Below are 23971 nucleotides of genomic sequence, written 5' to 3' on the forward strand. Positions count from 1 at the left end.
GTTATGTACAATGTATTTTAGTATAATAAAAATGCTGAATATTAAATTAAGGAGGGCAATAAAGAGCGATGAAGAATAGTAATGTCGACTACAGTCAAAAAGTTGTAGAAATGAAACAGATAACTAAAAAGTTCGGGAATTTCGTTGCAAACGAAAACATAGATTTGACTGTACATAAAGGTGAAGTACATGCTCTTTTAGGTGAGAATGGAGCAGGAAAATCTACTCTGATGAACATACTATATGGTTTATATCAACCTACATCAGGAGATATTCTTATAAATGGAAAATCAGTAAGCATGGATAATCCAAATGTTGCCATTGCCAATGGAATAGGGATGGTTCACCAGCATTTCATGTTAGTTCAACCTTTTACAGTAGCTCAAAATATAATACTTGGGACTGAACCAACAAAAGGTCTTGGGGCTGTAGACCTAAAAAAAGCAATAGAAGATGTAAAAGAAATATCTGAAAAATATGGGTTATATGTTGATCCGAATGCTAAAATTGAGGATATAACAGTTGGTATGCAACAAAGGGTAGAAATATTAAAGGCCTTATATAGAGGAGCTGAAATATTAATACTAGATGAGCCAACAGCTGTTCTTACACCTCAAGAAATACAAGAGCTTATACAAATCATAAGAAACTTAACAAAAGAAGGTAAATCAGTAATAATAATAACTCATAAATTAAAAGAAATTAAAGCGGCAGCAGATCACTGTACTATAATCAGAAGGGGTAAATATATTGACACAGTAAAAGTTTCTGAAGTAACAGAAGATGATTTAGCAGCTATGATGGTTGGTAGAGAAGTAAACTTTAAAGTTGATAAAGTAGAAGCTAAGCCAGAACAAACAGTATTAGAAGTAAAAGATTTAATAGTGAAAGATAATAGGAAGATATCTGTAGTAGATGGTTTATCTTTAGAAGTTAAGGCAGGAGAAATATTAGGTGTAGCTGGTATAGATGGAAATGGCCAATCTGAACTAGTTGAGGCTTTAACTGGACTTAGAAAAGCTGAATCAGGAAGTATAAAAGTAAATGGTAAAGAACTTTTAAATAAAAATCCTAAAGATATGTTTACTAATGGTATAAAAAATATACCTGAAGATAGACATAAAAGAGGGTTAATATTAGACTTCTCTGTAGCTGAAAATACAGTTTTACAAAATTATAAAGATTCAAGATTCTCTAAAAATGGTGTATTAAACAAAGAAGCTATTGATAAATATGCTGAAGAAATAGTAAATAGATTTGATGTAAGACCAACAGACCATACAACAAAAGCAAGAGCTTTATCTGGAGGTAACCAGCAAAAGGTTATAATAGGTAGAGAAGTTGACAATATAGAGGTAGCTAGAGCGGCAACAGGAGAAGCACAATTATTAATAGCAACTCAACCAACAAGAGGACTAGATGTTGGTGCCATAGAGTTCGTTCATAAGTCTTTAGTTAAGCAAAGAGATGAAGGAAATGCAGTACTTTTAGTATCTTTAGAATTAGACGAAGTTATGAATGTTTCAGATAGAATAGCTGTAATCTATGAAGGAAAAATAGTGGGAATTGTTGATGCAAAAGATGCAGATGAGAATACACTAGGATTTATGATGGCTGGAGGTAAATAGAATGGTTGATAATATAAAAAATAAAAAGAAGTTTTCCCTAGCTGACAATGCGATATTATTCTCTTTAATATCTATAGTATTAGGACTTATTGTAGGAGCGATAGCATTAGTTTTAGCTGGAGAAGATCCAATAGTGGCATACTCAGCTATGATAGAAGGTGTATTTGGAAAGCCTAAATTTATAGCGTGGACAATAATAAGATCAACACCTCTTATATTAACAGGTCTTTCTATAGCATTTGCGTTTAAGACTGGATTATTTAATATAGGAGCAGAAGGTCAGTTTATAGTAGGTGCACTAGTTGCAACTATGGTAGGTTCTGGAATAGAACTTCCTGCAATTATACATATACCACTTACATTACTAGTAGCAGCATTAGCTGGTGCTATATGGGGTGGATTTGCAGGATGGTTAAAATCTAAGTTTGGAATAAATGAAGTTATAGCAACTATAATGCTTAACTGGATAGCTTTCTATTTAAGTAACTTTATGATAAAAAGTACTTGGTTAGCAAGACCAAACAGTGAAGCATCAATAAGTATACATGATTCGGCATCCATAGGAATAGATTGGTTAACAGGATTAGTAGGACCTGCAACTAAGGTTAACTGGGGGATAGTAATCTCTATAATATTAGTACTTATAATAGCATTTGTATTATTCAAAACTACTTTAGGATTTGAATTAAGAGGAGTTGGATATAACAAATTTGGTGCTGAATACGGTGGAATAAATGTCAGTTCATCAATATTTAAATCTATGGCAATAGCAGGTTTATTAGCAGGTATAGCTGGAGCCATACAAGTTATGGGTGTATCTAACAATATAACAATACTTGCTGCTCAAGAAGGTTATGGTTTTGATGGTATAGCTGTTGCCTTAATAGCAAATAGTAATCCAATTGGAGTTATATTCTCAGGATTATTATTTGGTGCATTTAAATATGGAGGAACTAAGATGCAAGCTGTAGGAGCTCCTTCAGAGGTAGTTAATATAGTTATAGGGTCAATAGTTTACTTTATAGCTTTAAGTAGTGTTTTAAGAATGTTATACGTAAAAATGAGAGATAAAAAGAAAAAAGGGGGTAATGCATAATGGAAGATATAGCTTTAATCCTTAGTACTACTCTGATGTACTCTACACCCCTTATATTTGCAGCATTAGGTGGAGTATTCTCAGAGAATTCAGGTATAGTTAATATAGGTATAGAAGGAATGATGACTATAGGAGCATTCGCAGGAGCGGCTGCTGGATATATGGTAGGAAATCCTTGGATAGCATTTTTAGTAGGTGGATTAGCAGGTGGTTTATTTGCTTTAATCCATGCTATAGCAACTGTAAGTTTCAATGCAGACCATACAATATCAGGTGTTGCAATAAACTTATTAGCTCCAGGTGTAGCGTTATTTACATCTAAAATAATGTTTGATGGTGCAACTATGACACCAACAATACCAATGGAAAATAAAATACCAAGACCATTAAATGGAGTTTTCCCATCTGGAAGCATATTAGATACAATATTTAATGCATATGCAACAGTATTTTTAGCATTTATATTAGTTGCAGTTGTATATTATGTATTATATAAAACTAAGTTCGGACTTAGAGTAAGAGCAGTAGGAGAGCATCCTGGTGCAGCAGATACATTAGGTATAAATGTTGCTAAAACTAGATATAAAGCAGTTATATTATCAGGTATACTAGCAGGGCTTGGAGGAGCATCAATGAGTTTAGCTGTTGTTTCTTCATTCAGACCTACATTAATATCTGGTCAAGGGTATATAGCTATAGCAGCAGTTATATTTGGTAAATGGAGACCTCAATGGTCAATGGTAGCATGTTTATTATTTGGATTCTCAACAGCATTATCAGTATACTTTGGAAATCCAGAATTACCATTTAGTATAAATGAAAACTTACTGTCAATGATACCATATATAGTAACGCTAGTAGTATTAGTTCTTTTCGTTAAAAGTTCTAAGGCTCCAGCAGCTCTTGGTAATTCATACAAAAAAGGTGAAAGATAAAAAGATGATAGCTTTAAGCTATCATCTTTTTTTTGAAAAAATATAAATAAATAATATGTATAAAAACAATAAATAAAATTTTATAAAAAGATAATTATAGTTAAGCAAAATGAATTAAATACAATAAATATAGTTATAATAAAAGTTATAGGACATAAGAATAATATTAAATTTTAGGTTAAACAAAAGCTATTCTAAATAAAATTTAATATAATATGATAACTAACACAGTTCCTCTTATCGTTAAGAAAGGAGCGATTGATTTGACAACAAAAAACATTCATCTAAGTTTATCAGAACAAGACAAAATGTATGCTTTACGATTTTTAAATAATAGTAATTTAAATAAAGAACTGAGACACAATGATGGTCTTATTGAAATTAAGATAAGTGAAACAAATAAAGAAAATATAGATATTGAATCTATGACAGAAGAAATAACAATATTGATACTAAATATAATGAAATATAAATTATTAAAAGAATACATTTGGAAGCAATATCATGAAACCTACTTGAATGAGGAAGAAAAAATTTATACATATTCATTAGAATTATTTAAAACAAAAGAGTGTTTTATAAAAGATTCTATAAGAAATAAAATAAATAATTATATACTTACTAATGACTATATAAATATAGAAGGATTTGTAAACTTTAGAATGAAAGAGTTTATGAGATATATATCTACGATAGGGGATATTGCAGTCGAAGAATACATAATAAAAAAAGATCAAGATGAGTTTATAAATGTGTTGAAGTATTTTATTGAAATACAAGAAGAAAAAATTGATTTACTTAAAGTACATATACTAAAAGATAATTCTTTTATTTTGTATGATAAGCATGGTAATAAAATAGACAATATAGACAATGAAGAAATAATTAATATGGTAATACAAGAAAATTTAAATTATGAAGATTACCTAATAAGTACATTGTTAACCTTATGTCCTGGCAAAATAGAAATACTAGATACTTTAAAAAATAACTCATCTAAAGAGATAGTTCAAACTATAAAGTCTATATTTGGAAATAAAGTAAATCTTATTTATCAAAATTAGCAAAAAACTCATATCAATATAGTATAAAAGTATTATATAATAATTAGAAAGCAAATTATATATACAATTATATTGAAATGAGGAGATTTATTTTATGGATAATGCACTAAAGATATTAATATTAGCTTGTATAGGTGGGATAATAGGTTATATAACAAATGTAGTTGCTATAAAGTTGATTTTTAGGCCTATAGAACCTATAAGGATACCTATAATAAATAAAGAAATAATAGGGCTAATACCAAAAAGAAAAGCTGAGATAGCTACTAATATAGGGGAAGTAATTCAAAATGAGTTTCTTTCACTTGATGAAATATTAGAAAATCTAATTACAGAAGAAGATAAAGAAAATGTAATAGAGTATATAAAAACAAAAATAAAACTTATAGTTAATGAAAAGATAGGTTTTGCTCCTGGACCTTTAAAAAGTATAATTCAAGGTTATGTATCAGATGCGATAGAAGCAGAAATTAGACAAAGTATAGATGATTTATCTGAAGAAATAATAATTAAAGCAAATAAACGTATAAATATACAACAAATGGTAGAAACTAAAATAAATGAATTAGATTTATATGAACTAGAGGAAATAATACTTAGAATAGCCAAGCAGGAATTAAAACATATAGAAATCTTAGGATTTGTATTAGGATTTGTTATAGGAATTGTTCAAGGGTTAATAATTATATTTATGTAAAAATTATAGTTGATAGCCTTAAAACTATCTGTTATAATTATACTAAATTTATTAAAAAATAATATTAACAAGCTAAGAAGAGGAAGAGTAAAATAGAAACAATTTTCAGAGATGATAAGTCGTGGGCTGAAAGCTTATCTAAATATGACTATTTGAAAACTACCTTGGAGCGGAATTTAGTAGCATTACTAGTGTGTGAAAAGATTCGGTTGACTACCTTACAGTCATCAAGAGGGCATTATATATGCCAACTTGGGTGGAACCGCGAATTAATAACTCGTCCCAAATATTTTATTTGGGCCGAGTTTTTTTATATTATCAGGAATTAAATTATAAATTATAACCACTAATTTGGATATATGTGTAAAACGTTATTTGAGTTAAGTGAATTTTGAGACACATAAAAAATAAGGAGGTAAACAAAGATGATAAAAGTTACTTTAAAAGATGGCTCAGTAAGAGAATTTGAAAATGAAGTTTCAGTTATGGATATAGCTAAATCTATAAGCGAAGGTTTAGCAAGAGCTATAGTTGCAGCATCTGTAGATGGGGAAGTAGTAGGGTTAGATTTCAAGGTAGAGAAAGATTGCGAATTAAATTTATTTAAATTCGAAGATGTAGAAGGTAAAGATGTATTTAGACATACATCAGCTCATATGTTAGCTCAAGCTATAAAAAGATTATATCCTGAAGCTAAGTTTGCTATAGGGCCAAGTATAGAAAATGGATTCTACTATGATATAGATTTAGACCATAGATTAACTATGGAAGACTTAGAAAAGATAGAAAAAGAAATGAAAAAAATAGCTAAAGAAGATTTAGCTGTTGAAAGATACGAATTACCAAAAGAAGAAGCTTTAGCTTGGGCTAAAGAAAATGAAGAAATATACAAAGTTGAATTAATAGAAGAATTACCAGAAGGAGAAATAATATCTTTCTACAAGCAAGGTGACTTCACTGACTTATGTAGAGGGCCACACTTACCTTCAACTAAAAAAGTTAAGGCTATCAAGTTATTAAGTGTAGCTGGTGCTTATTGGAGAGGTGACGAAAAGAACAAGATGCTTCAAAGAATATATGGTATTACTTTTGAAAAGAACAAAGATTTAGAAGAATACCTACACCTGTTAGAAGAAGCTAAAAAGAGAGACCATAGAAAATTAGGAAAAGAATTAGACTTATTCTTTATACCAGAAGAAGGTCCAGGGTTCCCATTATTCTTACCAAAAGGTATGGAGCTTAAAAATGAATTATTAAAATTCTGGAGAGAAATACACAGAGCAGATGAATATGTTGAAATAGAAACTCCAATAATATTAAACCAAAAATTATGGGAAACTTCAGGTCACTGGTATCACTACAAAGAAAATATGTACACTGTACAAATAGATGAACAAGATTTTGCTATAAAGCCAATGAACTGTCCAGGTGGTATGTTATTCTACAAAGCTAAACCACATTCATACAGAGACTTCCCTATGAGAGTTGCTGAATTAGGTAGAGTTCATAGACATGAGTTATCAGGGGCATTACATGGATTAATGAGAGTTAGAGCGTTCACTCAAGATGATGCACATATATTCATGTTACCAGAGCAAATAAAGGATGAGATAAAAGGTGTTGTAAAATTAATAGATAGTGTTTACAAGACTTTTGGATTTGAATATCACTTAGAATTATCTACTAGACCAGAGGATTCTATGGGAACAGATGAAGAATGGGAAACTGCAGAAAATGGATTAAGAGAAGCTTTAGAAGACTTAAACTTACCATATATATTAAATGAAGGTGATGGAGCATTCTACGGACCTAAGATAGACTTCCACTTAAGAGATTGTTTAGGAAGAACTTGGCAATGTGGAACTATACAATTAGATATGCAATTACCTCAAAGATTTGATATAAACTACATCGGTCAAGATGGTGAAAAGCATAGACCAGTTATGATACACAGAGTTGCATTCGGAAGTATAGAAAGATTTATAGGAATATTAATAGAGCATTATGCTGGTAAATTCCCAGTATGGTTAGCTCCAACACAAGTAAGAATACTTCCAATATCAGATAAGTACAATGATTATGCTAAAGAAGTTAAAAAAGCTTTATTTGCAAAAGGCATAAGAGTTGAAATAGATGATAGAGCAGAAAAAACAGGATTTAAGATAAGAGAAGCACAGCTTGAAAAAATACCATATATGTTAATTGTAGGTGAAAAAGAAGCTGCTGAAAATAAGATATCTGTAAGATCTAGAGATAATGGAGAAATAGGAAGCTTAGAATTAAATGAGTTTATAGCAACTGTTTTAAAAGAAGTTGAAGATAGAACTAACGTAATACAAGCATAGTATAGATTATAATTAGAGCGTACTAAGTAATTTACTTAGTACGCTTTTGTATTTAAAAAATTATCTTATATAAAATCAGATAAGAAATATAAAAAGAGCTAATCTAAAATTGATTAGCTCTTTTTATATTTTTCATAATAGATAAATAAATTAATTTACACATTCTTTTGTAATTAAACTTTTTAGTTCTTCATGAGTCATAGTTTCCTTGTCAAATAAGTGCTTAGAAACTACATGCAAATCGTTTATATTATTTTTCAATAGTTCAAGTGTTTCTTTGTAACATGTTTGCACTATATCATTAGCTTCTTTTTGAATTTTTTCAGACATAAAACTTTTTACATTTCCGTCTATAGTCATAAATCCTAAATTACTCATACCATATTCACAAACCATTTGGTTTGCAATGTCTGTAACTTTCTTTAAGTCATCTTTAGCACCAGTAGATTTATGATTGAAAATTATTTCTTCAGATGCTTTACCAGCTAATAAAATTTTCATTTTTCCTATTAACTCATCTTTAGTATAAATATATCTATCTTCATCAGGTAATTGAAGTACATATCCTAAAGCCTGACCTCTTGGAACTATAGAAATTTTTTGTATAGGACATAATCCTACTAAATTACTAACAAGTGCATGACCTGCTTCGTGATAAGAAACTATTTTTTTCTCTTTTTCTATAAGCACAGAACTTTTAGATTCTAGTCCGGCTATAACTCTTTCAAGTGCCTTATCAAAATGAACAGATGTAATCACGTCACTCTTATCTCTAACTGCAAAAATTGCTGCCTCATTTGCTATGTTAGAAAGATGGGCTCCATTAAATCCATGTGTTTTCTTAGCTAAAACTTCTAAATCTACAGATGAATCAATTGGTTTATTGTTAGTATGAACTTTTAAAATTTCATATCTAGTATGATAGTTAGGAGAACCTATATGAATATGTCTATCGAATCTTCCTGGTCTTAACAAGGCTTCATCAAGTAAGTCTAATCGATTAGTAGCTCCTACTATTATTACATTTGAATCTTTTGTAAATCCATCCATTTCAACTAAAAGCTGATTTAATGTTTGATCTTTTTCATTATTACTTTCTAAATGTCTTTTAGCGCCTATAGCATCAATCTCATCTATGAAGATTATACTAGGAGCTTCTTTTCTTGCCTTTTCAAACAAAGTTCTAACACGTTTGGCACCTACACCAACGTATTTCTCAACAAACTCAGAACCAGTAACGTTGAAGAAAGAAGAGTTAGTTTCTCCAGCAACAGCAGATGCAAGTAATGTTTTACCTGTACCAGGAGGACCATAGAATAGTACACCTTTAGGGATTTTAGCACCCATTTTTTTGTACTTATCTGGAGACTTCATAAAATCTACAATTTCGAATAGCTCCTCTTTTATTTCCTCTAATCCTGCAACATCTTCAAATGTAGTTTTAGGTTTAGTTGATGCAGCATCGTCTGTTGGATTTTCCTTTTCCATCTTAGTTTGAGCAAATACAGGCACTGGTTTGTTAAGTTTCTTTAAAAAATTGTCTAACATTTTCATAGCCATACACCTCAATAATAAAAATTATTTATTTATCTTATAGTTTCCATAGTTGCTAATATTTATTATTTAAATTTTTCCATAAACAAACCATAGAATATGTAACATCTTTAAGTATAACCAGAATTAGCTAAATAATTACTCATATTAAAATTTTGATAAAATAAAATAAAGGTGTAATAATAGAAGTAAATAAAAAAATGTAAAATAAAATAAAAAAATAGTTGCATATATAATTAAATAATGATATAGTATATAGAGTAACTGATGAAAAAACAAGAAGAAGTCCGCTTCTCACCTTACGATTTAGGTTGTCGGGTAAATATAAGTTAAAGCTTTTATATAATTTTTATATTAAGCTTGTTGAATTTGTTAACTTATATGGCGGATGATTTATATCATTCGCTTTTTGTATATATAAAAAAATTTGGAGGTGTCCTACTATTAGCAAAGAATTAGCAATCAATGATCAAATAAGAGATAAAGAAATAAGAGTTATCTCAGATAGCGGTGAACAGCTAGGAATAATGGCCGCTAAAGACGCTCAAATAATGGCTAACAATAAAAATTTAGATTTAGTAATGATATCACCTAATGCTGCTCCACCAGTATGTAAAATAATGGACTACGGAAAGCATAAGTATGAACAATCTAGAAAAGAAAAAGAAGCTAGAAAGAATCAAAAAACTGTAACTATTAAAGAAGTTAGACTTAGACCAGGTATAGAAGCAAACGACTTAAACACTAAGGCTAATAATGCTATAAAGTTCCTTAAAAAAGGAGATAAAGTTAAAGTTGAGCTTAGATTCAGAGGTAGAGAATTAGGACATAAAGACATTGGTAAAGAAGTAATGCTTAAGTTTATAGATATAGTAAAAGAGTTTGGTGAACCAACAAAAGCCCCTGCATTTGAGGGTAATAGCATGGTTGTAATGATAGATCCAAAAAAATAGATGATTAACTGAGAGGAGGAACTTAACATGCCTAAAATGAAAACTCATAGAGGTGCTGCTAAAAGATTCAAGAAGACAGGAACTGGAAAGTTAAAGAGATCAAAAGCTTTCAGAAGACACATACTAACTAAGAAGGATGCTAAAACTAAGATGCAATTAAGAAAATCTGGAATAGTTACTGCAGGAGATGCTAGAAGAATAGCACAATTATTACCATACTAAAAATCGGATTAAAATAAATAACATTAAAGAGGAAAACAAAGGAGGTCATAACGATGGCAAGAGTTAAAAAAGCTATGAACGCTCGTAAGAAACATAAAAAAGTGTTAAAACTTGCAAAAGGATACAGAGGATCAAGAAGCAAATTATATAGACCAGCTAATACATTCGTAATGAAGGCGTTAAAGAACGCATATATAGGTAGAAAGTTAAAGAAGAGAGACTTCAGAAAACTTTGGATACAAAGAATAAACGCTGGAACTAGAGCTCATGGATTATCATACTCAAGATTCATGAACGGATTAAAATTAGCAGGTGTTGAAGTTAACAGAAAGATGTTATCTGAAATGGCTATAAACGATCCACAAGGTTTCGCTAAATTAGTAGAAGTTGCTAAGTCAAAATTAGCTTAATCATAAAGTGATATTTAAAGTCTTTGAATGAAAATTCAAAGGCTTTTTTTGTTATATAGATTAAAAAATACAATTTAAAAAACTAATTTTTATTCTTTAGTTGTACTACTTATCTATATATAAGTAAATTAAAACACATTAGAATTTAAAATTGTATTTGGGTAAATAATATTTTGTATAACATGATAAAGCATTTCTAACATAAATTTAACTAAATAACTTCTTCACCTTATTGTTTTTAAATAGCTTTTGGAATATAATATAATAATGTTATAAAGACTCATTAAATAACAAAAAATAATTAAAATTTCATAAATTATGAAGGAGGCCTAAGGTTAGATGGGAACTATATTTAACAAAATTGGTAGTTTCATACATAAAAGACAACCTACACAAATAATGGTCATGGGCTTTGCTATGGTTATATTTATAGGTGCTGTTTTATTAACTTTACCAATATCAACTCAAAGTGGAGAAAGTATAGGATTCTTAAATGCATTATTCACATCTACATCAGCGGTCTGTGTTACTGGATTAATCATGGTAGATACGGCCACATACTGGAATGGATTTGGGCAGTTGGTTATAATTACATTAATACAAATTGGTGGACTTGGATTTATGACTATAACTACCTTATTTGCCTTAATAACTAAAAAGAGAATAAATTTAAGAGAAAGACTTTTACTACAAGAGTCATTAAACCAAATAGATTTATCTGGTCTAGTAAAATTAACTAGATATGTTTTATTAATGACTTTTACAATAGAAGGTATAGGTGCGATTCTTTTATCTACGGTATTCATACCACAATTTGGTTTAGCAAGAGGCCTTTGGTATAGTATATTTCATGCAATATCTGCATTTTGTAATGCGGGGTTTGATTTAATGGGAAATGTTTCAGGTCCATTTACATCACTTACAAGCTATGTAGATAATTATACTATTACATTAACTATATCTAGTTTAATAATATTTGGAGGACTAGGATTCCCTGTTATATTAGATGTTATTAAAAATAGAAAAATTTCTAAATTAAATCTACATTCAAGAGTAGTAATATTTACAACTGCTTTATTAGTGGTTGGGGGAATGTTATTTATACTATCATTAGAATATAATAATCCAAAAACATTAGGACCATTAGACATGGGAGGAAAATTACTAGCATCATTATTCCAATCAGTTACAACAAGAACTGCTGGATTTAATACAGTTGACTTAGCACTTCTACATCAGAGTAGTATATTTGTTTTTATAATACTAATGTTTATAGGTGCATCTCCTGCATCAACTGGAGGAGGAATCAAAACAACTACTTTAGCAACATTACTTATTACTGTTAAATCTTTTATACTTGGAAAAGAAGATATAGAAGTTTATGAAAGAAGATTAAGTACATCAACAGTAAGAAAATCATTAGGTATTTTCTTTATTGGTATAGTAGTTGTTGTATTTGGAACATTGATTATATCTGTTACATCTCCAAACTTCACATTAGTCGAGGCTGGGTTTGAAGTTGTTTCAGCATTTGCTACAGTTGGGTCAAGTATAGGAGGAAGTCCAACATTAAGTACATTAGGAAAGATGTTTATAATACTATTTATGTTTATGGGAAGAGTTGGATCATTAACTATATTTATGGCACTATCATCTAGAGGAATAAAGAAAAATCCACCAATAAGATATCCAGAAGGAAAAATAATAGTTGGATAATCAGAAGCATATATAATTAGTAATATTGGAGATAAATTTTAGATGGAGAGGAAGAAAGAAATGAAACAATATATAGTCATAGGATGCGGTAGATTTGGAGCATCAGTAGCAACAACTATGCATCTTTTAGGACATCAAGTTATGGCAATAGATAAAGGTGAAGAAGTAATTCAAAATATAGCAGATAAGGTTACTCATGCAGCTATAGTTGATGTTACAGATGAGCAGTCACTAAGATCACTAGGTTTAGGAAATTTTGATGTTGCAATAGTTGCAATAGGTTCAGATATTAGAGCATCAATAATGGCTACTTTAATAGCAAAAGAAATGGGTGTATCTCAAATTGTATGTAAGGCTAAAGATGAGCTACAGGCTAAAGTTCTTTATAAAATAGGAGCAGATAGAGTAGTCTTTCCGGAAAGAGACATGGGAGTTAGAGTTGCTCATAATTTAGTTTCAGATAATATACTAGATCATATAGAACTAGACCCAGAATATTCGATAGTAGAGATAGTAACACCTACAAGTTGGGTAGGAAAGACATTAGTAGATCTAGAATTAAGGGCTAGATATGAAATAACAGTTTTAGCTATAAAGACAGGAAAAAGCATAAATGTTACTCCAGCTCCAGATGAGGAATTAAAATCAGGTAGTATTTTAGTCGTAATTGGGCAAAATGGAAATATAAGCAGCATTGCTTCAGAAAATAAAGATTTAATTAGGAGAAAGTAGCATGTCTATAATGATAACAGCTAAAGATAATGAAAAAATAAAATATACAAAATCATTATTAAAAACAAAAAATAGAAATAAAGAATCAAAGTTTATAATAGAGGGGTATAGAATTCTAACTCTTGCTATAGAATGTAATGCAAATTTAGAATATGTTTTTATAAATGAAGACTTTGAAAAAAAAGAAGAACATGTAAATTTTTTAGAAATATTAAAAGCAAAAAATATAAAAACATATAAAACTACAAATAAAATATTTGATGACTTAATAGATACGGAAAATACTCAAGGTATTTTAGGTGTAGTTAAATTTAAGCCTAAAACTCTAGAAGAAAACTTGACTGATGAAAATAGATTTGTTCTTATATTAGATAGAATACAAGATCCTGGTAATATGGGAACTATAATAAGAACTGCAGATGCAGCGGGAGTAGATGCAATAGTGGCTTTAAAAGGGTGTGTTGATGTATACAATCCTAAAGTTATAAGATCAACTATGGGTTCAATATTTGATATGAATATAATACACACAACTCAAGAAGAGGCACTAAGAGTTCTTAAATTAAAGAATTTTGATATAGTATCAAGCTATTTAGATACAAACAACTATTATAATACTGTAGAGTATAATTACAAAACAGCATTAGTTATAGGAAATGAAGCAAATGGTATAAATGAAGAATTAGTATCAAAATCAGATGTACTGGTTAAAATACCTATATACGGAAAAGCAGAATCTTTAAATGCAGCAATAAGTTCTGCAATTCTGATGTATGAAATAAAGAAATACCTAGTTTAGCATATTGTAAAAATTGTATTATGTATGGTATAATTATATGAAAAACATATTTTTACATACTATGAAAGAGAAAAGTATTTTGATTTAACTTAGCTCAGAGATAAGTACCTAGGCTGAAAGTACTTTCTAAGAATTCAAAAGAAGTTCCCTCTGGAGTATTAAAGCTGAAATTTTCAGTAGGCTTTAACGTCAAAACGCGTTAAGTTTATTCGAGGTGGTTTAATAATTTTTTATTATTAAGCTACTAGGGTGGTACCGCGAAACTATAGCCTTTCGTCCCTAGATAGGGATGAAGGGCTTTTTTTAATATAAAAAATGAAAGGGTGAAAAATAGTGCAAGAAAAATTACTTAATTTACAAGAAGCTGCTTTAAATGAAATTAAAGAAACTTCAAGTATAGAAGTTGTAGAAAGCCTAAGAGTTAAATATTTAGGTAAAAAAGGTGAAATAACAGCAATACTTAAAGAAATGGGTAAGTTATCAGCTGAAGAAAGACCAGTTATAGGTCAAGTTGCCAACAAGGTTAGAGAATCTATAGAAGGAAGTATATCTTCTAAAAAAGAAGAATTAAAATCTATAGAAAAACAAAAGAAATTAGCTGAAGAAATTATAGATGTTACTATGCCAGCTAAAGCTGTTAAAGTAGGTAAAAAACATCCTATATCTCAAATAACAGACGAAGTAAGCGAAATATTTATGGGAATGGGATTCAGTATAGCAGAAGGACCAGAAGTTGAAACGGTTGAGAATAACTTTGATTCATTAAATGCTCCTAAAGACCATCCATCAAGAGATATGAGTGATACATTCTACATTAATAGTGAGTTATTACTTAGAACTCAAACTTCTCCAGTTCAAGTTAGAACTATGAAGAGTCAAGAATTACCAATAAAAATAATATCTCCAGGTAGATGTTTCAGATTTGATGCACCAGATGCTACACATTCACCGATGTTCCATCAAATAGAAGGATTAGTTGTCGGAAAAGATGTAACAATGGCTCAATTAAAAGGAACACTAAATATGTTCGTTAAAAAGTTATTCGGAGAACATACAAAAACTAAATTCAGACCACATAACTTCCCATTCACAGAACCAAGTGCAGAAGTAGATGTTACTTGTTTCAAATGTGAAGGTGCAGGATGTTCTATGTGTAAAGGTGAAGGATGGATAGAAATATTAGGTGCAGGTATGGTACATCCAAATGTACTTAGAAACTGTGGAATAGACCCAGAAGTTTATAGCGGATTTGCATTCGGTATGGGATTAGACAGAATAACAATGCTTAAATATGAAATAGATGATATAAGATTATTATTCGAAAATGATATGAGATTTTTAGCTCAATTTTAATTAGGAGGAGTTTAATATGTTAGTACCTGTAAAATGGCTTAGAGACTATGTAAATATAGATAAAGAAACACAAGAATTTGCTGATATGATGACTATGACAGGATCAAAAGTTGAAGCAGTAGAATTCTACGGAAAAGAAACAAATGGAGTTGAAGTATGTAAAATACTAGAAATAGAACAACATCCAGATGCAGATAGATTAAAAGTTACAAAGGTAGAAGTAGCAAATGGTGAAGTACTTCAAATAGTAACAAATGCAACTAATATAAAAGTTGGAGATTATGTTCCTGTTGCTAGAATAGGTGCAGTACTTCCAGGAGACTTCAAAATAAAAAAAGGTAAGTTAAGAGGAGTATTATCAGAAGGAATGTTCTGTGGTGCAGAAGAATTAACTATACCAGATCAATATGTTGAAGAGCATAAAAAAGATGGAATATACATATTAGATCATCAAGATTCATTTGAATTAGGGATGGATGTTAGAGATGTATTAGGTATTAATGATGCATTAATAGAATTTGAAATAACTTCAAACAGACCAGATTGTAGATCAATAATAGGTATAGCTAGAGAAGCTGCTGTTACTTTAGGAACAGATTTAAAATTCCCAGAGATAAAAGTTAATGGATCAGACGAAGAAATGCAATTTGAGATAGATATCCAAACTGACTTATGTAAGAGATACTGTGGTAAAGTTGTAAAAGATGTTAAAGTTGGACCATCTCCATACTGGATGCAAAGAAGACTTATAGAAGCAGGTATGAGACCTATAAACAATATAGTGGATATAACAAACTATGTTATGTTAGAACTTGGTCAACCTCTTCATGCATTTGATTTAGATGATATAAAATACAATAAAATGATAGTAAAATTAGCTGAAGAAGGTGAAAAATTCACTACATTAGATGGTGTTGAAAGAACATTAACATCAGATATGCTAGTAATAGGAAACCAAGATAAGACATTAGACTTAGCTGGTATAATGGGTGGAGAAAACTCAGAAATAAAAAATGAAACAGCATCTATATTCTTAGAAGGAGCAAGCTTTGCTAAGGAAAATATAAGGGCTACATCTAAGAAATTAGGATTAAGAACTGAAGCATCTTCTAGATTTGAAAAAGGAATAGATGTTAATTTAACAGAAATGGCTGTAAATAGAGCTTGTCAGTTAATTGAAGAATTAGGATGTGGTACAGTATTAAATGGAATGCTAGATTATTATCCAACTAAAGAAGAAGTTCAAAAGGTAACAGTTAACCCACAAAGAATAAATAAATTATTAGGTGTTAATGTATCTATGGATCAATTTATAAACATATTAGAAAGATTAGAGTTTAAATGTAATTTAATAAGCTCTGATAAATTAGAATTAGAAGTGCCAAGCTTCAGATTAGATATAACTGAAGATGCAGATATATTAGAAGAGATAGCTAGAATATATGGATATGAAAATATACCAGCAGCAGATTTAGAAGGAAATGCTACAGCTGGTGTGAAAACTGAAAATCAAAAATTCATGGATAAAATAAAAGAAAACTCTATAGCATGTGGATTAAATGAAATATTAACATATTCATTTGTAAGTCCTAGAGGCGTAGATAAAATAAACTTACCAGAAAATGATGAGAAAAGAAGTTTTGTAAAAATAATGAATCCATTAGGAGAAGAAACTTCTGTAATGAGAACTACATTAATTCCGAATATGTTAAATGTATTAGCTACAAATGTATCTCATAAAGTAGAAGAAGCTTATGCTTTTGAATGTGGAAATACATTCACTCCTCAAAATGGATTACCAGTAGAGACTAAAAAATATTGCATAGGAATGTATGGAAAAGAAGTTGATTTCTTCTCATTAAAAGGTATTGTTGAAACTATATTAAACAATGTAGGATTAAAAGGATATGAAATTGAATCAGAAACTACAAACTCTACATTCCATCCTGGAAGATGTGCAAAAGTAGTGTATAATAATATATGTGTAGGTACTTTTGGGGAATTACATCCAGACGTTATAGAAAATTATAACTTAGGTCAAAGGGTTTATGTTGCAGAAATAAATGCAGATTTAGTGTTTGAAAACATAACTTTAGTTAAGAGATATAGCGCATTACCAAAATACCCATCTACATCTAGAGATATAGCATTAATAGTTAAGGATGAAGTGTTTGTTAAGCAAATAGAAGATATAATCAAGGCTAATGCATCTGATATATTAGAAAGTTACAAGTTATTTGATGTTTATAAAGGTTCTCAAATAGAGGAAGGACATAAGTCTATAGCTTACTCTATAACATATAGAAGTGCTGAAAAAACTTTAACAGATGAAGATGTAGCAAAAGTACACGATAAGATATTAAGTGAGTTAAGTGAAAAACTAAACGCAAACTTAAGATCAAACTAGCTAACGTAAGGGGTGTGTGTTAGTATGAATAAGGTTATGGTCAAAATCAACGGTAATGAATATCCGATGGTGGGCGAAAAATCAGAAAAACATATGTTAAGTGTTGCATCATATGTTGATAAAGAAATGACTAGGGTTATGGAAGCAAATCCTAAGTTAAGTGCATCAATGGCAGCTATATTATCAGCTATAAATATAGCAGATATATTCTTTGAATGCTCTACAGAAAATGAAGATATAATAAAAGAAAATGAAGAATTAAAAAGAAAAGTTGGAAATTCAGATGAAGAGCTTAAAATAGAAATGAGAAATTTACAAGCTGCTCTTCAAAGTAAAGACAAAGAAGAACAAGATTACCAAGCACAAATAGAGGACTTAAACAAAGTGATAGAAGAGCAAAAGAAACAAATAGAAGAATTAGGAAATAAAGTTGGTTCTTCTAATGGTGAAGTTGAGAACTATAAGACTCAAATAGAGGATCTTAAAGAACAACTTGTAGTGGCTGAAGAAAAAGCCGAAGTTGCTCAAAAACTATCATCTAAGTTCCAAAATGATGCATATAAGATTCAGTTAGAAAAAATTGAGCTTGAAAATGAGGTTAAGTACCTTAGAGCAATGAAATAATAAAAATTAAGCCTTCAGGGGAACCTGAAGGTTTTAATTTTAATATTTAAGGATATTATAAATATTAGGATAAATATTCCTTAAGGAGGATAAAATGAGAGACGTAGAATTATTGGCACCCGTTGGGTCGTTTGAAGCATTAAAAGCTGCTGTACAAAATGGAGCAAATGCTGTTTATTTAGGTGGTAAAGATTTTAGTGCTAGAGCATCAGCGAACAATTTTGATAGAGATGAATTAAGAGAAGCTGTAAAGTATGCACATATAAGAGATGTACAGGTATTTGTAACTGCAAATACTTTAATAAAGCAAAATGAAATACATGATTTTATTGAGTACGCTAAGTTTTTATATGACATAGATATAGATGCAATAATACTTCAGGATATAGGAATGGCTAAGCTTATAAAAACAGAATTACCTGATTTTGAAATACATGCAAGTACTCAGATGGTAGCTCATTCTTTAGAAGATGTTAAATACTTAGAATCAGTAGGATTTGATAGAGTAGTTTTAGCAAGAGAAGTTAAGGTAGATGAGATTAAGTATATATGTGATAATTGTAAAGCAGATATAGAAGTATTTGTACACGGTGCACTATGTGTGTGTTATTCAGGTCAATGTCTAATGAGTTCTATGATAGGAAATAGGTCAGGAAATAGAGGTAGATGTGCTCAGCCTTGTAGACAAAAATATGAGCTAATAGATGTTTATAGTGGAGAAGTAATAAATAGCAATGGAGATTACTTATTAAGTCCAAGAGATTTAAGTACAATTCAAGAAATAGATAAAGTAATAGATGCTGGAGTACATTCTTTAAAAATAGAAGGAAGAATGAAAAGACCAGAATATGTAGCAACTGTAATTGGAAGTTATAGAAATTCTATTAATGAGTATTTAGATACAAATAAATTAAATGTTTCAGATGAAACAATGAGTGATTTATATACTATATTTAATAGAAAGTTTACTAAAGGATTATTACTTGGAGAAGTAGGAAAAGATGTAATGAATTCTGAAATACCAAACAACCAAGGTTTATACATAGGAAAGGTACTAGACCACAATAAGAGAACTAAAAGATTAAAAATAATGCTTGAAAATACTCTTAAAAAAGGTGATGGAATAAACCTAGGTGGAGGAACAATAGGAAGAATATTAAAAAATGGAGAACCTCACAATATAGGATATAAAGGGGAGCTAATAGAGTTAGACTTTGTTGGAGAAGCAAAAAGAGGACAAGTAGTATTTAAAACATCTGATAGTGAGCTAATGGATAGAGTTCAATCAACATTTAAGCAAGACAAAGAGCTTGTTAAAAGTATAATTGATGCTCAAGTAACTATAAAATTAGGTAAAAATCCAATTCTTACATTAAGTGATGAAAAAGGCAATTCTGTAACTATTGAAGGTGATAAAATAGTAGAAGAAGCTATGAAAGTTGCTTTAAACAAAGAAAAAATAGAGCAACAAATGCAAAAACTTGGAAATACACCATATGTGCTTAGAAATACTGATATTATATTAGATGACAATGTTAGTTTACCAATAAGTATACTAAATCAAATGAGAAGAGACTGTATAGAATTATTAAATAAAGAAAGAGTGAAAATAAAAAATAGAAATCATAAAAATAAAAAATTAAAATATAATCCAATTAAAGTTAAAAGAGAAGAATCTGAAAAAATATCAGCTAAAGTTAAAAATTTAGAGCAATTACAAGGTGCTCTAGAATGTGGAATAGATACTATTTATTATGAAGATGTAATAACATTAGAAGAAGCACTAAAGTTAGGTATGAAGTTTAACGCGAAGGTAATTTATTCAGCTCCTAGAATAATTAGGCATAAAGAATATAAACAATTAGAAAAAGCAAATGAGCTTGGAGTAGGAGCTGTTCAAGTTGGAATATGGGGAGCTTTAGATTATTTTAAAAATAAAGAATTAAACATAGACTATTATTTAAATGCATTTAATAGTGAAACTATAAATTATTTTAAAGAGATTGGTGCTAAAAATTTATGCATATCTCAAGAGCTAAATATATATGAGATAAAAGAAACATTAAAATATACAGATATCAATATAGAAGCTGTAGTTTATGGATATACTCCACTTATGATAACAGAATATTGTCCAATGGGTGTTATAGTTCGTGATTGTAAAAAGGATAAAAGAGCTGCTATATGTAAGCAAAGTACATATGCTTTAAAAGACTTTAAAGAAGAACAATATAGAATTTCACAAGACATATTCTGTAGAAGTACTATATATAACTCAAAGGTAACATGTATGTTAGATAATTTACAGGAACTAAATGAGATAGGAATAAATATATTCAGATTAGACTTTACATTAGAAGAAAAAGATCAGGTTAAGGCAGTGATAGAAGCATATCAAGAAGTATTAAAAAATGAATATAGACTAGGTGTTAAAGCTACTAAACTTTATAATGAGTTAGACAAAATAGGTGTAACAGCAGGACATTATTATAAAGGTGTAGAATAAAAATATAAGTATATTCAGGAGGTATTGGGAACAATGAGAGATCAAGCTGTTAAACTAGTAGATAAATACTTGCAAAGTGAGCATCTAATTAAACATTCTTATGCAGTAGAGGCTGTAATGAAAGCATTGGGAGAAAAATTAGAGCCACAAAAAACTGATGAATGGGCTATGGCTGGCTTGTTACATGATTTAGATTCAGATTTATTAGACTATAAAAATAACGCAGAAGAATCAAGATTACATGGAATAAAAACAGTAGAAATTTTAAAAAATGAAAATTTTGGAAATGAATACATATATCAAGCAATAAAAGCTCATAATGAAGATGAAAATGGAATTAAAAGAGAAAGTGTAATGGATAAAGCGATCTACGCAGCAGATCCTATAACTGGATTTATAACTGCAATAGCTCTTGTATATCCAGATAAAAAATTAGCAAGTGTTAAAGTTAAGTCTGTTACGAAACGAATGAAAGAAATGAAGTTTGCCGCTGGAGCCAATAGAGATGCAATGAGAAGTATAGAAGACTTAGGAATTCCTTTTGCTGAATTTGCTAAATTATCTTTAGAGGCAATGCAAGGAATTAGTGATACACTAGGTCTATAATTGACTAGATTAATTAAATATGATATTATTATCAACATAATAAAGTTGAATAATGCTCTGGGTATTAATTGTATCCAGGGCATTTTAAATTTTGAGAAACGGATATAACCGAAGCGAGATCGAGGTTCATATTGTTGGCGATATGAAAAAAGAATTTTAAGCGTCGGACACCATAAACGTGAAAGTGAGATAGATAATATGAGTAGAAAAAAAATATTCAATGGAAAAAGATTAAAAACAGCAAGAATGTATAGAGGAAAAACAATAGATGTTTTAGCTAATGAAACTAAAATAAACAAAAAAGATATACTTGCATTTGAAGAAGATAAATATAAACCTGTAGTAGAAAATGTAATGAAATTATCAAATACTTTAAACTTCCCAAAAGAATACTTTTTCCAAAATGATGATATAAGAGTAACTATAGAAAATACACATATAAGACCAGAATCACCAATACCAAGAGTTGAAGAAATATCATACAAAGAAAAGATTGTTATGACTCATAAAATAATATCTTTTATAGAAAGTTATATACAATTCCCAGCAATAAACTTACCAGATAACTTAAGTAAATATGATGATATGGAAACCTTAGCAACTAAAATGAGAAGACACTGGGGATTAGGTGATGGACCAATAGGAAATATGGTAACTTTATTAGAAGTTAATGGTATATCTATATCATCTATGAATGTAGAAAAAAGAGGTGCAGTATCTTTTACACAAAAGCAAAGCATAGATAGAAACTCTAGATATTTAGTGTGCTTAGGTAATGATAGAAAATCAGCAACAATAAGAAACTTTGATCTAGCATATGAATTAGCATATATAGTATCTGTTGAAGCTGGTATACCATCTAAAAGATTTTCTAAAGAAGAATTTGCATGTGCATTCTTATTACCAAAAGAAACTTTCTTTGAAGATTTAGGAAAAGCACATGAATTAGAAGATTATGTTGAGCTTAAAAAGAAATGGATAGTTCCTATATCAGCAATGATATTAAGAGCATATCAATTAGAAGTGATAAACTATAAGAAGTACATGTATTTGATGAGAGAAATGGAAAAGCAAGGCTGGTTAAAGAAAGAGCCTTTAGATGAAAATATAAAAGCTACAAATCCTGCATTACTTAAAAAATCTGTGGAAATGTTAATAGATAATAACATAATGAGTGGAACTGAATTAGTGGATAACTTAGCTAATTGTGGATTAAATCTATATCCAGATGATATAGAAAACTTACTTGGATTAAAAGATAAAATGTTATCTCCTAAAAATAGTTACAAAAGGGATAATGTAACAAAAGTAAACTTTAAAAAGAAAAAATAATATAAATATTTAATAAAAACCCCACATCATCTTAAATGAAGTGGGTTTTTTATTAAATATTTTTATGATTAAATTAAATCAAATACTAAATAAACTGTAAGTTATGTCTAGTTTACTGTACTTTACACATGTTTATTGATACTCAAACTTATTAAATATATAATGAAATTAAGTAAATTTACCAAAAAGGAAAAAATAAATGTTAAAAATAGCTATATGTGATGATGAAAAAAATGTATTAAATAAAGCAAAAGAGATAATAGAAAATTACAAAAATAAAGAAATTACAATAGAAACATATTGTAGTGGAGAGGAGTTGATAGAAAACTATTCTAAATTAGATATATTATTTTTAGATATTGACATGAAAGGAATTAATGGAATAGAAACAGCTAAAATAATACGAGCAAAAGATAAACTTGTAAAAATAATATATGTGACTAATTATACTGACTATACATCTTCAGCATTTGGGGTACATGCATTTGGATATATATTAAAACCGTTTGAAGAAAAAGATATACATCACCATATAAACGAAGCAATATCATATATGTATGAAGAAGTAGATGAGGTTTTAGAATTTAATACCACAGAAGGTATAGTTAGAATTAATTTAAAAGACATATATTATTTTGAATATAAGCTAAGAAAAGTACTAATGAAGACAAAAGATTATACATATACAATAAAACAAAAAATATCAGATATTGCAAATAGAATGGAAGAGTATAATTTTACAATACCTCATAAAAGTTTTGTTATAAGTCTTTATAATGTGAAATCAGTAAAAGGATATGATGTGCATATGATGGATGGAAGTCTGATTCCACTATCACAGAAAAAATCTACTCAATTTAGACACAATTTAAATAGTTATCTAAGTAATAAGATAGAAAAAAGCAAAAGGGGGTAGAGGAATATAGAAAATTATATAAATACAATTGCATTTGTTTTGTTACCTATGTTAGGTAATATATTTTTTACATATA

Annotated in this window: 20 protein-coding genes and 2 other annotated features; of the genes, 19 read left to right on the forward strand and 1 reads right to left on the reverse strand. The window is 29.4% G+C overall.

The annotated features are described in order from the left end of the window. Positions 1-68: 68 nt before the first annotated feature. The 6 genes from BLP75_RS12455 to thrS all read left to right on the forward strand — a co-directional run bounded on the left by BLP75_RS12455 (position 69) and on the right by thrS (position 7765). A complete protein-coding gene (locus BLP75_RS12455; protein WP_092726540.1) occupies positions 69-1628 on the forward strand; it encodes an ABC transporter ATP-binding protein in 1560 nt (519 codons plus the stop codon). A gap of 1 nt (position 1629) precedes the next feature. Next, positions 1630-2724 carry an ABC transporter permease gene (locus BLP75_RS12460; RefSeq protein WP_092726541.1) on the forward strand — a complete coding sequence of 365 codons (1095 nt, stop codon included), beginning with the start codon at positions 1630-1632 and terminating at the stop codon, positions 2722-2724. Next, positions 2724-3659 (forward strand): ABC transporter permease, encoded by a 936-nt coding sequence (locus BLP75_RS12465; protein WP_092726543.1) that lies wholly within the window; start codon positions 2724-2726, stop codon positions 3657-3659. The genes BLP75_RS12460 and BLP75_RS12465 overlap by 1 nt, the downstream gene beginning before the upstream one ends. 263 nt (positions 3660-3922) lie before the next feature. Next, positions 3923-4723, forward strand: a complete 801-nt coding sequence (locus BLP75_RS12470) for a putative sporulation protein YtxC (RefSeq protein WP_242872430.1) — start codon at positions 3923-3925, stop codon at positions 4721-4723. A gap of 94 nt (positions 4724-4817) precedes the next feature. Continuing rightward, complete coding sequence (locus BLP75_RS12475; protein ID WP_092726544.1) at positions 4818-5420, forward strand: DUF445 domain-containing protein; 603 nt, start codon at positions 4818-4820, stop codon at positions 5418-5420. 65 nt (positions 5421-5485) lie between these two features. Beyond that, positions 5486-5708: a binding site (T-box leader), on the forward strand. Positions 5709-5845: 137 nt separating this feature from the next. Then, complete coding sequence (gene thrS / locus BLP75_RS12480; RefSeq protein ID WP_092726546.1) at positions 5846-7765, forward strand: threonine--tRNA ligase; 1920 nt, start codon at positions 5846-5848, stop codon at positions 7763-7765. Between the two features lie 150 nt (positions 7766-7915). Here the strand turns inward: thrS and BLP75_RS12485 are convergent, their stop codons facing one another. Further along, positions 7916-9319: an ATP-dependent metallopeptidase FtsH/Yme1/Tma family protein gene (locus BLP75_RS12485; protein WP_092726547.1), complete on the reverse strand. Its 1404-nt coding sequence runs from the start codon at positions 9317-9319 to the stop codon at positions 7916-7918. Between the two features lie 461 nt (positions 9320-9780). Here BLP75_RS12485 and infC point away from each other — a divergent pair, with 461 nt between their 5' ends. The 13 genes from infC (at position 9781) to BLP75_RS12550 (ending at position 23895) form a co-directional block, all read left to right on the forward strand. Further along, positions 9781-10272, forward strand: a complete 492-nt coding sequence (gene infC, locus BLP75_RS12490; RefSeq protein WP_330385813.1) for a translation initiation factor IF-3 — start codon at positions 9781-9783, stop codon at positions 10270-10272. A 27-nt stretch (positions 10273-10299) separates the two neighbouring features. Beyond that, positions 10300-10494 carry a 50S ribosomal protein L35 gene (gene rpmI, locus BLP75_RS12495; protein WP_092726551.1) on the forward strand — a complete coding sequence of 65 codons (195 nt, stop codon included), beginning with the start codon at positions 10300-10302 and terminating at the stop codon, positions 10492-10494. Positions 10495-10547: 53 nt separating this feature from the next. Continuing rightward, entirely contained in the window at positions 10548-10904 is a 357-nt protein-coding gene (rplT, locus tag BLP75_RS12500) for a 50S ribosomal protein L20 (RefSeq protein ID WP_092726553.1), read from the forward strand. A gap of 339 nt (positions 10905-11243) precedes the next feature. Continuing rightward, complete coding sequence (locus BLP75_RS12505) at positions 11244-12620, forward strand: TrkH family potassium uptake protein (protein ID WP_092726556.1); 1377 nt, start codon at positions 11244-11246, stop codon at positions 12618-12620. A gap of 60 nt (positions 12621-12680) precedes the next feature. After that, positions 12681-13352: a potassium channel family protein gene (locus BLP75_RS12510; protein WP_092726757.1), complete on the forward strand. Its 672-nt coding sequence runs from the start codon at positions 12681-12683 to the stop codon at positions 13350-13352. Between the two features lies 1 nt (position 13353). Then, entirely contained in the window at positions 13354-14151 is a 798-nt protein-coding gene (locus tag BLP75_RS12515) for a TrmH family RNA methyltransferase (protein WP_092726558.1), read from the forward strand. A 52-nt stretch (positions 14152-14203) separates the two neighbouring features. After that, positions 14204-14435 (forward strand) — a binding site (T-box leader). Positions 14436-14484: 49 nt separating this feature from the next. Continuing rightward, positions 14485-15504 carry a phenylalanine--tRNA ligase subunit alpha gene (gene pheS, locus BLP75_RS12520; RefSeq protein ID WP_092726560.1) on the forward strand — a complete coding sequence of 340 codons (1020 nt, stop codon included), beginning with the start codon at positions 14485-14487 and terminating at the stop codon, positions 15502-15504. 16 nt (positions 15505-15520) lie between these two features. Continuing rightward, positions 15521-17911, forward strand: coding sequence for a phenylalanine--tRNA ligase subunit beta (gene pheT, locus BLP75_RS12525; protein WP_092726561.1), 2391 nt, complete (start codon positions 15521-15523; stop codon positions 17909-17911). 24 nt (positions 17912-17935) lie between these two features. Further along, positions 17936-18535, forward strand: a complete 600-nt coding sequence (locus BLP75_RS12530) for a cell division protein ZapA (RefSeq protein ID WP_092726562.1) — start codon at positions 17936-17938, stop codon at positions 18533-18535. A gap of 94 nt (positions 18536-18629) precedes the next feature. After that, positions 18630-21041 (forward strand): U32 family peptidase, encoded by a 2412-nt coding sequence (locus BLP75_RS12535; RefSeq protein ID WP_092726564.1) that lies wholly within the window; start codon positions 18630-18632, stop codon positions 21039-21041. 33 nt (positions 21042-21074) lie between these two features. Next, positions 21075-21647: an HD domain-containing protein gene (locus BLP75_RS12540; protein ID WP_092726565.1), complete on the forward strand. Its 573-nt coding sequence runs from the start codon at positions 21075-21077 to the stop codon at positions 21645-21647. 198 nt (positions 21648-21845) lie between these two features. Next, positions 21846-22979, forward strand: coding sequence for an XRE family transcriptional regulator (locus BLP75_RS12545; RefSeq protein ID WP_092726567.1), 1134 nt, complete (start codon positions 21846-21848; stop codon positions 22977-22979). Positions 22980-23178: 199 nt separating this feature from the next. Then, the gene (locus BLP75_RS12550) at positions 23179-23895 is read left to right on the forward strand and encodes a LytR/AlgR family response regulator transcription factor (RefSeq protein ID WP_092726568.1); all 717 of its coding nucleotides are present in this window, start codon (positions 23179-23181) and stop codon (positions 23893-23895) included. The last annotated feature ends 76 nt before the right edge of the window (positions 23896-23971 follow it).

It is taken from the genome of Romboutsia lituseburensis DSM 797 (assembly GCF_900103615.1).
GTDB lineage: Bacteria > Bacillota > Clostridia > Peptostreptococcales > Peptostreptococcaceae > Romboutsia_F > Romboutsia_F lituseburensis.